Origin of the sequence: Bacillus sp. H1a, from assembly GCF_000633475.1 — a bacterium.
GTDB lineage: Bacteria > Bacillota > Bacilli > Bacillales > Bacillaceae_G > Bacillus_A > Bacillus_A paramycoides.
The window spans coordinates 22269-36820 of record NZ_AYMH01000020.1 but is presented as its reverse complement, the minus strand read 5'-3'; the positions used below and the strand labels follow the sequence as shown (position 1 = coordinate 36820).

Annotated in this window: 11 protein-coding genes and 2 pseudogenes; 5 read left to right on the top strand and 8 right to left on the bottom strand. The window is 35.9% G+C overall.

The annotated features are described in order from the left end of the window. Nucleotides 1-10 precede the first annotated feature (10 nt). The 7 genes from priA to U860_RS0109345 form a co-directional block, all read right to left on the bottom strand. Nucleotides 11-2416 (bottom strand): primosomal protein N', encoded by a 2406-nt coding sequence (gene priA / locus U860_RS0109375; protein WP_025148312.1) that lies wholly within the window; start codon nt 2414-2416, stop codon nt 11-13. After that, nucleotides 2413-3618 (bottom strand): bifunctional phosphopantothenoylcysteine decarboxylase/phosphopantothenate--cysteine ligase CoaBC, encoded by a 1206-nt coding sequence (coaBC, locus tag U860_RS0109370; RefSeq protein WP_025148311.1) that lies wholly within the window; start codon nt 3616-3618, stop codon nt 2413-2415. Before coaBC ends, priA begins: the two co-directional genes overlap by 4 nt. Before the next feature lie 200 nt (nt 3619-3818). Beyond that, entirely contained in the window at nt 3819-4031 is a 213-nt protein-coding gene (gene rpoZ / locus U860_RS0109365) for a DNA-directed RNA polymerase subunit omega (RefSeq protein WP_025148310.1), read from the bottom strand. 2 nt (nt 4032-4033) lie between these two features. Further along, the gene (gene gmk / locus U860_RS0109360) at nt 4034-4651 is read right to left on the bottom strand and encodes a guanylate kinase (RefSeq protein ID WP_002173127.1); all 618 of its coding nucleotides are present in this window, start codon (nt 4649-4651) and stop codon (nt 4034-4036) included. Nucleotides 4652-4664: 13 nt separating this feature from the next. Then, nucleotides 4665-4928, bottom strand: coding sequence for a DUF370 domain-containing protein (locus tag U860_RS0109355; RefSeq protein ID WP_002173128.1), 264 nt, complete (start codon nt 4926-4928; stop codon nt 4665-4667). A 67-nt stretch (nt 4929-4995) separates the two neighbouring features. Then, nucleotides 4996-5871 (bottom strand): YicC/YloC family endoribonuclease, encoded by an 876-nt coding sequence (locus U860_RS0109350; protein ID WP_025148309.1) that lies wholly within the window; start codon nt 5869-5871, stop codon nt 4996-4998. Nucleotides 5872-5970: 99 nt separating this feature from the next. Then, nucleotides 5971-8694, bottom strand: a complete 2724-nt coding sequence (locus tag U860_RS0109345; protein WP_025148308.1) for a calcium-translocating P-type ATPase, SERCA-type — start codon at nt 8692-8694, stop codon at nt 5971-5973. 105 nt (nt 8695-8799) lie between these two features. Here U860_RS0109345 and U860_RS0109340 point away from each other — a divergent pair, with 105 nt between their 5' ends. Further along, nucleotides 8800-10509, top strand: coding sequence for an NFACT RNA binding domain-containing protein (locus tag U860_RS0109340; RefSeq protein ID WP_025148307.1), 1710 nt, complete (start codon nt 8800-8802; stop codon nt 10507-10509). A gap of 51 nt (nt 10510-10560) precedes the next feature. Here the strand turns inward: U860_RS0109340 and U860_RS0109335 are convergent, their stop codons facing one another. Then, nucleotides 10561-11751 carry a lysozyme inhibitor LprI family protein gene (locus tag U860_RS0109335; protein ID WP_029952923.1) on the bottom strand — a complete coding sequence of 397 codons (1191 nt, stop codon included), beginning with the start codon at nt 11749-11751 and terminating at the stop codon, nt 10561-10563. 459 nt (nt 11752-12210) lie between these two features. On the opposite strand from U860_RS0109335, the gene U860_RS0109330 reads away from it, so the two are divergent. The 4 genes and pseudogenes from U860_RS0109330 to U860_RS31345 all read left to right on the top strand — a co-directional run bounded on the left by U860_RS0109330 (nt 12211) and on the right by U860_RS31345 (nt 14535). Then, entirely contained in the window at nt 12211-13281 is a 1071-nt protein-coding gene (locus tag U860_RS0109330) for a Xaa-Pro peptidase family protein (RefSeq protein ID WP_025148305.1), read from the top strand. Between the two features lie 5 nt (nt 13282-13286). Then, nucleotides 13287-13367, top strand: a pseudogene (locus U860_RS34995) (integrase); the annotation flags it as partial. 213 nt (nt 13368-13580) lie between these two features. Then, entirely contained in the window at nt 13581-13835 is a 255-nt protein-coding gene (locus U860_RS0109325; protein ID WP_025148304.1) for a YbeF family protein, read from the top strand. A 22-nt stretch (nt 13836-13857) separates the two neighbouring features. Then, nucleotides 13858-14535, top strand: a pseudogene (locus tag U860_RS31345) (HAD family hydrolase). The last annotated feature ends 17 nt before the right edge of the window (nt 14536-14552 follow it).

The window sequence follows — 14552 nt, the reverse complement described above, 5'->3', positions numbered from 1 at the left end:
TTTCCCTCCGCTACATTAACATTGTTGGATTAAAATCAATTGAGATTTGTAGCTCTTTTTGCATTTCTGCTTGATAATGTTCATTTACCATTTTGAGCACGTTCTTTAAGTTTGGTTCCCGTTTGTATTTTATCATGCATTGGTAACGATATCTATCTTTTATCCTTGGAATTGCTGAAGCAACTGGCCCTAATACCATCGTTTGCTGTGAACAATGCATTCGTAAATGACCGACAATTTTTTCCGTCACTTGGACTGCCTTTAATAATTCTGGATGAGATACAGTGACAAGTACAACATAGTAATATGGCGGATATTGCCTCATTCGCCTCATTTGCATTTCTTGTTCAAAAAATACATCATAGTGTTGATTCTTTGCTAATTCTACACTGTAATGTTCCGGCGTATACGTTTGAATTACAACTTCCCCTGGCAATTCATGTCTTCCTGCACGTCCACTCACTTGCGTCAATAGCTGATAGGTCTTTTCACTCGCCCGAAAATCAGGTAGGTGAAGCATCGTATCCGCCGTTAAAACACCAACAAGCGTCACCTTCGGAAAATCAAGTCCTTTTGCAATCATTTGTGTTCCAAGTAATATATCTGCTTTCTCTTCACCAAACGCCTTTAATAATTTTTCATGCATTCCTTTGCGGCTTGTTGTATCCACATCCATTCGAATGACTCGCGCTTCTGGAAATAGTTTTGTGATCTCTTCTTCAACCTTTTGCGTCCCTGTACCAAAGAAACGAATATAAGTACTATTACAAGCAGGACACTCTGTTGGCATTTTTTCCTCATAACTACAATAATGACATTTTAAACGATGGTTCATTTTGTGATATGTCAGTGAAATATCACAATGCGGACATTGTACGACATACCCACAATCACGGCACATCACAAACGTAGAATGACCCCTTCTATTTAAAAAGAGAACCATTTGTTCTTTCTTTTCTAATCGATCTGCTATTTTTTCATGAAGTGCCTTTGAAAACATTGAGCGATTTCCATCACGAAGCTCTTCCCGCATATCAACAATTTCTACCGTCGGCAAAGCTTGTTCATTCATACGTTTTTCCATCGTCAGTAGCTCATAGACACCTTTTTTTGCTCTAGCAAACGATTCAAGTGTCGGCGTTGCACTCCCTAGAACGATTGGACACTTATGAAATTGCCCTCTCCACACTGCTACATCTCTTGCATGATACTTCGGATTATCTTCTTGCTTATAACTCGATTCGTGCTCTTCATCAATAATAATGATTCCTAAATTTTCAAACGGAGCAAAAATAGCTGAGCGTGCACCAACTACAACTTTCACTTCTTTTCTTAAAATCTTGCGCCATTCATCATATTTTTCTCCGACAGAAAGCGCACTATGAAGAACCGCAACTTGCGAACCGAATCTACCTTTGAAGCGATCTACCATCTGAGGCGTTAACGCGATTTCTGGAACAAGCACAATAGCTTCTTTTCCCTTTTTCAACACCGCTGCTATAGATTGTAAATACACTTCTGTCTTACCACTTCCTGTAACACCATATAGTAAAAATGGATTGTAAGTTTCATTTATAATCGATGACAAAATCGGTGTAATTACTTGTTTTTGTTCCTCAGTAAGCGGGAATGGTTTCGTTTGTTCAAAATCATCATCGTCATACGGATTCCGGTATACTTCTACATACTTTTCTGAGATTAGCCCCTTCTTAACAAGTGCTTTTATTGGTGCATCTGTTATTTGTAATTCTTCTGTTAAAATTTTCAACGGTACACTTTTATAATTTTCTACAAAATAATAAAGTACATCTTGTTGTTTTTTACTTTTCAGTTCAAACGCCGCTAATTCTAGTTTATCTTCCGGCAATTCTGGTTGAACTACTCTTTGTTTCTTCTTTTGTACTTTATCCTTCACTTGATAAACTACTTCAATCGCACCATTTTTAATTTCTTGTTGAATAGTGCGATATAGGTGTGGCTGCGCCTCGATAGCTTCCCAATCTATCGTTTCCTTCCCCTGAAATAAACAAAGAATTTCTGGCGTAACTTCTTCTTGTTTACGAAGCTGTAGACGCTTTTTATACGTTGCTTTTATCGCTGTCGGCAGCATCACTTGAAAAGCTGAAATCATATAACATAACGTTTCACTTGTAAGCCAATACCCAAGCTTTAATAACTCCTCATTTAAAACTGGAGTGACATCTAGTATTTCATATAGTACCTTTAATTTTTTACTTTCTACGTCAACCGAATCCTTTATGCCAATAATAAAGCCTTGCAATTTCCTCGGGCCGAATGGGACTACTACACGCATTCCTGTTTGCACAATATCTTCCCATTTTTTAGGGATAATATAATCAAACGGTCGATCTGTTTGACGTGCAGGTACATCAACAATTACACTCGCAAACTTCATAAACGATCATCTTCTAACATCATTTCAATTTGCTTTAATATTTCACGAGCTACTTCTTTCTTCGTTAAAAGTGGCAACTCAATAATCTCTCCATCTTTTCTATACATTGTCACAATATTTGTATCGGTACCAAATCCGGCTCCTTGGGCTTTCACATCATTCGCAACAATCATATTTGCATTTTTCTCACGTAATTTTCTCGTTGCGTACTCCTCTATGTTTGTCGTTTCGGCTGCAAATCCGATAAGTAGCTGTTGGTCCTTCTTCTCACCTAACGTTTTTAAAATATCCACTGTTCTTTCTAATTCAATAACAGCATCGCCATTCTTCTTTTTCATTTTATTATCATGAACATATTTCGGGCGGTAATCTGCAACTGCAGCTGTTTTAATAACAACATCCGTATTGGAATAATACTTAAGTACAGCTTCTAACATATCTTGTGCAGATTCTACTTGTACAGTTGTTACATGTAGTGGTGGAGTTAGCGATGTCGGTCCTGAAATAAGTATAACCTCAGCTCCTAAGTTTGCTGCCACTTCCGCAATTGCATATCCCATCTTTCCAGAAGAAAAATTCGTCATAAAACGAACCGGATCAATCTTTTCACGTGTCGGTCCAGCTGTTATTAATATTCGCTTTCCTTGCAATGGCTTTTTCTCTGAGAAAGATGCCTCTAAACGCGCAATAATCGTTTCAGGCTCTTCTAATCTTCCTTTTGCTATATAACCACATGCTAAAAAACCTTCCCCAGGCTCAATGAATGTATATCCTAAAGTTTTTAACGTCATCATATTTTTTTGAACAATTTTATTTTCATACATATGCACGTTCATAGCAGGTGCAATCCACACTGGCGCTGTAGTAGCTAACAAAGTAGTTGTAATCATATCGTCAGCAATACCACCAGCTAACTTTCCAATACAATTGGCTGTAGCAGGTGCAACAAGTACAACATCCGCCCAATCTGCTAAATCAATATGAGCGATAACCGCCGAGTCTTTCTCATCGAATGTATCTGTAAATACATCATGACGAGAAAGCGCTTGAAATGTAAGAGGAGTAACAAACTTCATTGCTGACTCACTCATCATCACTTTTACAAGTGCCCCCGCTTGTGTCATTTTACTTGTTAACGCAGCTGCTTTAAAAACCGCAATGCCTCCTGTTACACATAGAAGTATCTTTTTCCCTTTTAGCATATGACTCGTCCTCTTTCTTTTTCAAACTTATTCTGCTGAAATGGAATTTTTTCAGCTCGTCAGTGCTAGTATTTCGTTTCTTCTTTATACAAGTTCTTTTCAGCTCTGTCGTAAAAAAATAACAACCTACTTGTAAATAGGTTGCTACCGTTACATAGAAAATTATAATGTCTATGTTTTAATTTGTCGAAAAGATGGTCTTAATCAATTATTTTGTCTTCGCTTGGTACATATTTTAATACTTCTGCATCGATTTCTTCTAATGATTTACCTACACATTTATGAGAAACAGGTTGTTCAATAACACAGTTGCCAGCAAGTTGCATTTCACGAGCACGCTTCGCAGCTACTGTTACAAGTGTATATTTAGAATCGATTTTTGTTAATAATGAATCAATTGATGGATTTAACATAATTATAGACCCTCCGTCATTTCTTTATAATATTTTGCTACTCTTTCGCGGCGGCAATGTTCGCCAACCACAATTGCTTTAATTCTGTCGCAAGCTAATTCAACTTGATCGTTTTCTACTACATAGTCATAAGCGTCCATCATTTCGATTTCTTCTTTCGCTACCGTTAAACGATTTTCAATAACATCTTCAGTTTCTGTACCACGACCGACAATTCGGTTCTTTAGTTCAGATAAACTTGGAGGTGCTAAGAAAATAAATACACCTTCAGGAAAGGCTTTTTTAACTTGAATTGCTCCTTGCACTTCAATTTCTAGGAACACATCTTTTCCTTCTTGTAATGTTTTTTCAACATAATCAATTGGTGTTCCGTAATAATTACCAACGAATTCAGCCCATTCAAGTAACCTCTCATTACGAATCATTTCTTCAAATTCTTCTCTCTCTTTAAAGAAATAATCCACACCATCTACTTCACCTTCACGCGGTTTACGTGTCGTTACTGAAATAGAGTACTGAAAACGCGTATCTTCATGGCTAAACAGCTCTTTTCGAACCGTTCCTTTCCCGACCCCAGAAGGTCCTGAAAGAACGATGAGCAATCCTCTTCTACTTCTCATAAATATGTAAAACCTACCCTTCCTCACTTAAATCTTCTTTATTATTCAAACGATGTGCAATCGTCTCTGGCTGAATTGGACTTAATACAATATGCCCATCATCCATAACAATAACCGCCCTTGTTTTTCTCCCATACGTAGCATCAAGCAAAGCATTATGTTCACGTGCTTCCTGTACTGTTCGTTTAATAGGAGCTGACTCCGGACTTACAATAGCAATAATTCGATGAGCAGATACAATGTTTCCATATCCAATATTTAAAAACCTCATGGCCATAGTTTGCGCCTCCTAGTAAGTCTATCCGATTTCTCCACCACGTATAACTTTATATATTTTTTGAAAGCTACTCAATATTTTGTACTTGTTCACGAATTTTTTCAAGGTTATTTTTCATTTCTACGACATATTTTGAAATTGTTAAGTCATTTGCCTTAGAACCAATCGTATTAACTTCTCTATGCATCTCTTGCACGATGAAGTCCATTTTCCTTCCAACAGGCTCTTCAATTTGCAGTGCTTCACGAAATTGATCTAAATGACTTTGTAAGCGTACTAGTTCTTCGTGAATATCTGAACGCTCTGCAAATATTGCCACCTCTGTTAGCAATCGTTGTTCATCTAAATCTTGATTATGTAATTCTTTTAAGCGATTTTCTAATCGTTCACGATATTTTTGTGTAACAATTGGCGCATGTGGGATAATTGCATTTACACAATTGTGAATCTCTTGCAAACGATACGCTATATCTTTATGTAATCGTTCTCCTTCGCCCTCTCTCATCGTTTTCAACATATGAGCAGCTTGGCGAACAGCCTCATATAAATTGTTTTCAAATTGTACATTTACATTTTCTATTTCTTCAATTGCCGTTACTTCTGGCATTCCCATTAATTGTTGAAGTGTAATAGAATCTTGTAATTGAAATTTTCCTTTTATATCTTCCATAATGGATTGGTACTGTTCAAGAAGCTCCCAATTCACACTTAATTTTCTTTCAACAAGCCCTTCACCTGTTATACTAATAGACACTTCAATACGTCCACGGCGAACTTGTTCTGCAATTATTTTACGAATTTTATCTTCAAACACCATCATTTGCTTCGGAAGTCGAATACTCATTTCTAAAAAGCGATGGTTCACCGACTTCATTTCTACTGTAATTTGAAAAGTATCGTTTTCTACTTTCGACCTTCCAAATCCTGTCATACTACAAATCATCTTTATCACATCCAAGCCATGAAATAACTCAATGAAAAAGGTAATAGAGATGCAACTCTACTACCTTCTGTAAATTATATCACATTTTCATATTATTGACTATTTCAAGTTTAATCCCTTCTTATATAACAGTGGTTTTTTCTTTTCCTCCTTTTTTCTTGTTAATAAGGATCCTACTAATAAGAATGTCGGAATAGATGCTAATCCTCCAATTAACAACCAATCTCGTGCTTGTATCGGCAATGTGCTAAAAATCGGTTGTAATGGCGGATAATAAATAACTACAAGCATTAACAATAAGGAAATAATAACCGCTCCTACTAAATATATATTTCCAAATGGGTTGCGATGAAATATAGAATGTTCACTGCGACAATCAAATACATGAATAAGCTGAGCAAGTACTAATGTTGCGAATGCTACTGTTTGTGCATACTTCAATTCGTTCGGATGCTGGTTAAATGCAATAATAAACGCTACTAATGTCACTGCTCCGATTAGAAAACCACGACTTATAATTTTCCACGCAAGCCCTCTAGCAAATACCCCTTCTTTCGGATGGCGTGGCGTTCGCTTCATCACATCTCCTTCAGCTTTATCCAACCCTAATGCCATCGCTGGTAAACCATCAGTAACTAAGTTCACCCACAAAATTTGAATCGGAACCATCGGCAATGGCAAAGCAAGTAACATCGCAAATAACATAACTAAAATTTCACCAACATTAGATGCTAACAAATACCGAATAAACTTCCGGATATTTTCATATATGTTTCTACCTTCTTTAATCGCCGATTTAATCGTGGCGAAGTTGTCATCTAACAACACAAGTGAAGAAGCTTCTTTTGCAACATCTGTCCCTGTAATCCCCATCGCAATCCCTATATCGGCTGTTTTAATAGCTGGAGCATCGTTCACTCCATCACCTGTCATAGCTACTATATGCTCCCTATTTTGCAATGCCTTAACAATTTTCAATTTATGCTCAGGAGACACACGAGCGAATACATACGTATCTTCCACAATATTTTCTAATGCCTCCACATCCATATTCGCAAGTTCTACTCCTTCTACAACGCGTCCACCCGGTGGTAAAACCCCTAACTGTTCCGCAATTGCCATTGCTGTCACTTTATGATCTCCCGTAATCATTACCGTTCTAATACCAGCTTCCTTACACTCTTTCACCGCTTGTGCAACTTCTGGTCTTGGCGGATCTATCATTCCTTGTATTCCAACAAGCATAAAATCCTGCTCGACTTCTCTTTCATGTTCAATTGAATCTGTAATTTTTAACGGTTTAAATGCCACCGCAATCGTTCGTAAAGCTTGACTTCCCAAACTATGAATCGCTGCCTGCACTTCTTTTCGGTACAGTTCACTTAAAGGCTGCTGTTTATTTCCCCATAAAATTGTTTGGCTCATTTGCAATAGAACATCTGGTGCTCCTTTTGTAATAACAAATTTTTTGCCTTCACGATCACGAACGATAACGCTCATCATTTTTCTAGTTGAATCAAAAGGAAATTCACGAATGACTTCAAACTTTCCTTTAAGAGCTTCACGTGATATCCCCGCCTTCATTGCTGCTGCAACGAGAGCTCCCTCTGTTGGATCTCCATCTAACACATACGTCTTTTTCTTTTGAATAACATTCGCATTATTACATAAACAGCCAAATGTAAGTAGTTGATAAAGTGATTTCGTCTTAGCAGGGTCAATTACTTTTTCACCCTTCATAAACGAACCTGTTGGCTCATAACCTTGACCTGTTACCTTCCACAATTCTCCACCTGACCACATATGCGTTACCATCATTTTATTTTGTGTCATTGTTCCTGTTTTATCTGAGCAAATAACAGAGGCGCAGCCTAATGTTTCTACAGCCGGCAGCTTTCGCACAATCGCCTTCTTTTTAATCATGCGCTGTACGCCAAGTGATAACGCAACCGTAACGATTGCTGGCAATCCTTCCGGAATAGCCGCAACAGCGAGCGAAACCCCAGCCAAAAACATGTGATACACTTCATTCCCTTGATATACACCGGCTAGTACAACAAGAGCTGTCAAAATAAGAGCGACAATAATCAAAATTTTCCCAAGCTGTTCTAATCTTCTTTGTAATGGCGTTTCCATTTGCTCAGCATTTTGCAACATATTTGCAATTTGCCCCATAGCTGTATTCATTCCAGTTGCTACGACTACTCCTGTTCCAGCACCTCTCGTTATCATCGTCCCCATAAATGCCATGTTTTTTTGATCCCCAATTGAAACATCTTGACCTTGTAACGCCTCTACCTTCTTTTGCACAGGCACTGACTCTCCTGTAAGAGCCGACTCTTCAATATATAAACTTGAGGATTCCACAAGTCGAACATCCGCGCCAATACGGTCACCACTTGAAAACTTAATAATATCACCTAGTACAAGCGCTTTAGACGGTGCCTTTATCCACTTTCCATTTCTTAGTACAGTAACTTGAGGAGCGGCCAATTCTTTTAAAGCTTCCAACGATTTTTCAGCTTTCCTCTCTTGAAAGAAACCTAGGATACCATTAATAATAACGATTGCAACAATTGCAATAGAGTCGATATACTCTCCTAAAAAAGCCGAAATAATTGTAGCACCAAATAAAACAAGCACCATAAAATCTTTAAATTGCGCTAAAAACACCATAAGCGCAGAAGGGCGCTTTGCTTCTTCCAATTCATTTGTACCAAATTTCTTTAATCGCCCCTCTGCTTCTTGCTCTGTAAGACCTACCTCCACATTCGTATTCGTTCTTTCCTCCACTTCATGTGCACGCATTTCATACCAGTTCATCCTGCCATCGACCTCCTGATTCCAGACATACTCTAATGAAAGCTTATTCAGCCTCGTCCAAAAAAATGCTATAATTAACTTTTAGTTAGAAAGGAGTGTTCATTCATGGCATTCGATGGATTATTCACAAGAGCGATTACACATGAAATTGCAAATTCTCTTCAAACAGGAAGAATTTCAAAAATATATCAACCCTCAAAATATGAAATTTTATTACATATTCGAGCAAACGGAAAAAACCAAAAGCTGATTCTTTCATCTCATCCTACTTATGCGCGTATGCACTTAACGAATCAAAACTATGATTCACCAGCGATACCGCCGATGTTTTGTATGCTTCTTCGCAAACATTTAGAGGGTGGGTTTATTGAAAAAATTGAACAAATTGACTTGGAACGTATTATTCAAATTACAGTTCGCAGTCGTAATGAAATTGGAGACGAATCATTAAAAACATTAGTAATCGAAATAATGGGACGACACAGTAACATTATCTTAGTAGATACGAAAACAAATGTTATTTTAGATAGCTTAAAACACGTTTCTTTAGCCGTGAACCGTCATCGAACTGTATATGCGGGAGCTGAATATGTTGCACCACCAGCCCAACATAAAATCAACCCACTGCACATTGAAAATGCGGATGATTTTATTAGACCACTAGACTTTTTATCTGGAAATATGGATAAACAGCTTGTCGGAGCTTTTATGGGGATTTCTCCACTCTTTGCAAAAGAAGTTGTGAAAAAAGCAGGTATGGTAAATGAAAAAGCATTATCTGAAGCTTTCTTCATCTTGCAAAAACCACTACTAACGCATCAGTACGTGCCAACAATGATAACTGCAAATGGAAAAGAGTTCTTTTACCTATTCCCTCTTTCTCACTTGCAAGGAAATGAAAAAACATTTTCGTCTGTTAGTGAATTGTTGGATCGTTTCTTCTTTGGTAAAGCAGAGCGCGATCGTGTAAAACAACAAGCTCACGATTTAGAGCGATTTATGCAAAATGAAAAGTCAAAAAATGAAAAGAAGCTAATTAAACTAGAAAAAACATTACAAGACGCTGGAAAAGCAGATAAATATCAATTATTTGGAGAGCTACTTACAGCCAATATGTATGCTTTGAAAAAAGGGGATAAAGATATTGAAGTTGTTAACTATTACGACGAAAATAGTGGAACTGTAAAAATCACATTAGATCCTTTAAAAACACCATCTGAAAATGCACAGCGCTATTTCCAAAAGTACCAAAAAGCGAAAAATTCGGTTGCTATTGTAGAAGAACAAATCGAAAAAACAAATGAAGAAATTCTTTATTTTGATAGCTTACTGCAACAAATGGAAGCTGCTTCTTCAAAAGACATTGAAGAAATTCGTGAGGAACTAGCTGAAGAAGGTTATGTGCGTAGTCGTAAGACGAAGAATGCAAAGAAAAAACCAACTAAACCAATATTGGATAAATATTTGGCTAGTGATGGCACAGAAATTTTCGTCGGTAAAAATAATAAACAAAATGATTATTTAACAACGAAATTCGCTCGTCGTGATGAGATTTGGTTACATACAAAAGACATACCTGGGTCTCACGTTGTCATTCGTTCTTTGGAGCCTGCTGAAGAAACTTTACTAGAAGCTGCTAAAATAGCCGCTTATTACAGTAAAGCAAAAGATTCTAGCTCTGTTCCTGTAGATTTCACAAAAATACGCCATGTCAAAAAACCGAGCGGTGCAAAACTGGGATTTGTTACATATGATAATCAACAAACAATATATGTAACGCCGGATGCCGACACAGTAATGAAATTAAAAGCGTAAATACTTAAAAATGCGTTGCTTGTAAGCAACGCATTTTTTTATGTTTTTAGTTTAGTTCATATATCCATTAACTAATTCGTAACATCTTTCTTTTGTCATCTTATATTTCTCCTCTGAAGCTTCTATACGTCTCATCGTTCCATTGTTTGGATCAGTACCAATTGCTTTAACTTTACTTTCTTTTTCTTTAACCCACACAATTTGTTTCGTTTTTAACGACTGAAATGCATCAGGGGACATAGTATTTTTTAATGTGTTGTAAATTTCATTTAATTTACTATCCCACAATTGATAATTTCCTTCTATTTCATTTACTATATCGTTTGTTGTCATAACGTTCGTATGTTTTTCTTGATTTTCTAGAGCTGCTAACTCATTTAGAACCTTAGTTTTACCTAATGCTGAAGAAGATTCTTTTTTGAGCTGCTTCTCTTCTTTTGAGTTAGTATACGTACTGGAATCATTTCTCTTAGCTGTTTCTTGTTCTTGAATAACATCTTCTTTCGTTATCTTTTCTTGTTTTTTATCCCCTACATTGTATGTAATAACAGATGTTTGGGCGTCCACAGCAACTACCCCGTTACTTTCTTTAAAAATATATTTCTTATCGCCACTATTCTCTTCTCTAACAAAAGAGACATTCTTGAAACCTTGAACTCTAAGAAGTTCGTTAGCTTCTTCTTTAGTTAACTTTAAATCTGCTGGAGTATTTGATGACCATCTATCCATTAACCATTTTCCATCTTTATAAACTAAAATAAATTCCCACGTCTCCGCTTCATTCCCCATATCATTTGCAAGGGTGAGTGTCTCAATCTTTAAAACATCATTTTTCTGCGAATAAGTTAGCCTCACTTCTGGCTCAATATGAATAGGAAATGGCAACATATCCGTTTCTCTTGACCTATTAAATGTATCAATTAATCCAGGAAGCTGATTCTCTACAAACTTATTTGAAACTAATCCCTTAACCCCTTTTTTAGCTGTATCCAAATCTCCAGGATTATTTCGACTCCATCCATTTTCTTTTTCCATTTCACTAAAAGAGTTTGCAATTTCATCTACACTCTTTCTTACGATCTTTTTAGCTTCTTTCTCTGTCACCTCTGGCGCTTCATCCAGCTGATCAACTTTTTCATTGAGTTGAACGTTGTTATTACTTTTTTCACAGCCTGTTACAACAAGCATACTAGTCACCAAACAAAATGACATTAATTTACTTAATTTACTTAATTTCTTCATGTACTCACATTCCTTATTCATTTATATTCGTTACGCATTCCTATCTTCGAGAGAAATCCAAAAATTACCTATTATATCAATAATCATCATTTGTTTATATATTAAATTTTATATTCAAATAAAACAAGAAATATACTACTTTTCCAAATATATAATCTAAAAATCGCTTATACTTTTCTTTCCTAACTTCAATATTGTCAAAAAATTTGACACGCTATTTCGTATTTGTATAATTTTTTTTACAGTGTGTAAAGAAAGTGAATTTTGAATCGATGTATTTTTCATTCCCCCACTGATAATTGAAGCAATCTGTATTTCACGAGTAGCCCACCTTCCACAAATAGTGGGCTAAATTTCTTACCTTCTCTAAAATATATGCAATTCCCACTATCTTTTCTCTAAATATAGATTTTGGCACGCTACTTGCTTTATTCAATACTGTGAAAAGGGGGCATTAACATGACTTTAAGAATTAATAAAATACAAAAACAACTACATAACTACGGAATTGATGGATTACTTATTACAAAAAAAGAAAATCGTCAATATGCAACAGGCTTTACAGGTAGCGCTGGCGTCGTCTTAATCTCTGCGGATAAAGCTATTTTTATAACCGACTTTCGCTATGTAGATCAAGCGAAATCACAAATAAAAGAAGCAGAAATTATTATGCATAAAGGAAATTTAGAAGAAGAAATTGCAAATCAAGTATCGAAATTAAACATTCAAAAACTTGGAATTGAAGAAAATAACATGACTCTACAACAATATAAGAACTTACAAAAATATATACATGCGGAAATAGTTCAGGTGTGTGAAATCATCGAAGATATTCGTATTATTAAAGACACTCCCGAAATAGAAATAATGAAAATTGCAGCTCATATTGCTGACGAAGCTTTCCACCACATTCTCAACTTTCTAAAACCAGGAATAAGTGAGACCGATGTCCGAGATGAATTAGAATTTTTCATGCGAAAAAGAGGAGCTACATCTTCATCATTCCAAATCATTGTAGCTTCGGGTGTTCGTTCTTCTCTTCCTCATGGAGTTGCATCGGATAAAATAATTGAGCGTGACGATATCGTTACATTAGATTTCGGTGCACTTTACAATGGCTATTGTTCCGATATAACACGGACTGTAGCGATTGGCGAGCCATCCGAAGAATTCAAAAAAATATACAATGTTGTACGAGAAGCATTAAAACGTGGAACCGAAGCAATTAAGCCAGGCGAAGCTGCGAAAAGTATCGATGATATAACAAGAGATTACATTACAGAACATGGATACGGTCAATATTTTGGCCACTCTACCGGGCACGGTCTTGGCTTAGAAATACATGAACCTCTTCGTCTATCTCAAGAAAGTAAAGCTACTTTACAAGAAGGCATGGTTGTTACAGTGGAACCGGGAATTTACATACCAAACTGGGGCGGTTGTAGAATTGAAGATGATATCGTCATTACAAAAGACGGATATGAAGTTATTACAAAAGCAAATAGGGAACTAATTGTTATTCCTTGTTAAAGCTTCACGTATTTGAAGATGAAATCAATCACCGTGGACAAATTCGATTAATTAAAAAGATGCAAAAATCTCATTCAGTAAAGTAAAAAAGTGCCACCGAATAAGGTAGCACTTTTTTATTTATTTCTATTCGTTAGCAAATATTTTTTTTTACTCACTATCATTACTTTTTTTATTCTTAGAAAAGATACGACTTTCAAAAGGTGTTTTTTGTCACTTAGCGAAATTATTTTAGGAGAGCAATTATTCAAAACGTTTATGAGAACCAAATAACTTCTACTAAAAAAGGGGACATAACTATGAATGAATTGATTTTCTTCTTATTAATTTGTCCATTACTTATCTTTATTGTTTCAATAATTGGGACACGTAGAACGAGAATGTATTACGTAATGCCAATTGTAACGTTTGCTAGTTTTTTAATAATAGGTGTTATCGCCTTTACTCCAAAATTTTTCTTTTGGGTTGGCATGTACAGCATCTTCTCATTTATCGTTTCTTATATGACTCTATTATTTGTGAGAGGATATGAAGTTGCAGAAAGCAATAAGTAATTATTAGTAAGGAGATTTTAATATGATTTTCTTTGATATCGATGGAACTCTACTTGATTATGACGCCGCTGAGAGAAATGGCATTTCACATTTCTTCCAGAAGTATATTGATATTTTTCTAGGAAACGAATTAGAGGCTACGAAACTGTGGCATGAATTATCCGAACAATATTTCAATAAATTTTCATCCAATTAATTATCCTTCCATGAGCAACAAGCATTGCGAATGTATCATTTATTTAAAGCATATGAAGTACATTTATCACTTAAGGAATCTAAGCAAAGATTCAATCAATATATCGAACTGTATAAAATAAACTGGATTGCATTTGAAGATGTACTATATACATTACAATCCTTAAAGCAAAAAGGATATTCATTAGGCATCATTAGTAACGGCGATTATGAACAACAAATTGAAAAGTTGACCGCTTTAAATATTCTACAATATTTCAGCTATATTTTTACTTCTAGTAAAATCGGGATTTCAAAACCCGATCCAGCAATTTTTCAAATGGCCGGATTACAATCTAATTTTGAACTAAAAGATTGCTATTATATTGGCGATCGATTAGAAACAGATGCAATTAGTAGTACAATAGCTGGAATGCAAGGGATATGGTTAAATCGGGATAACTCGCAGCTCAAGTGCGATGTTCCTACTATATGTTCTTTACATGAAATTTTAACAATGATATAAAAAAAACGACCGCGTTT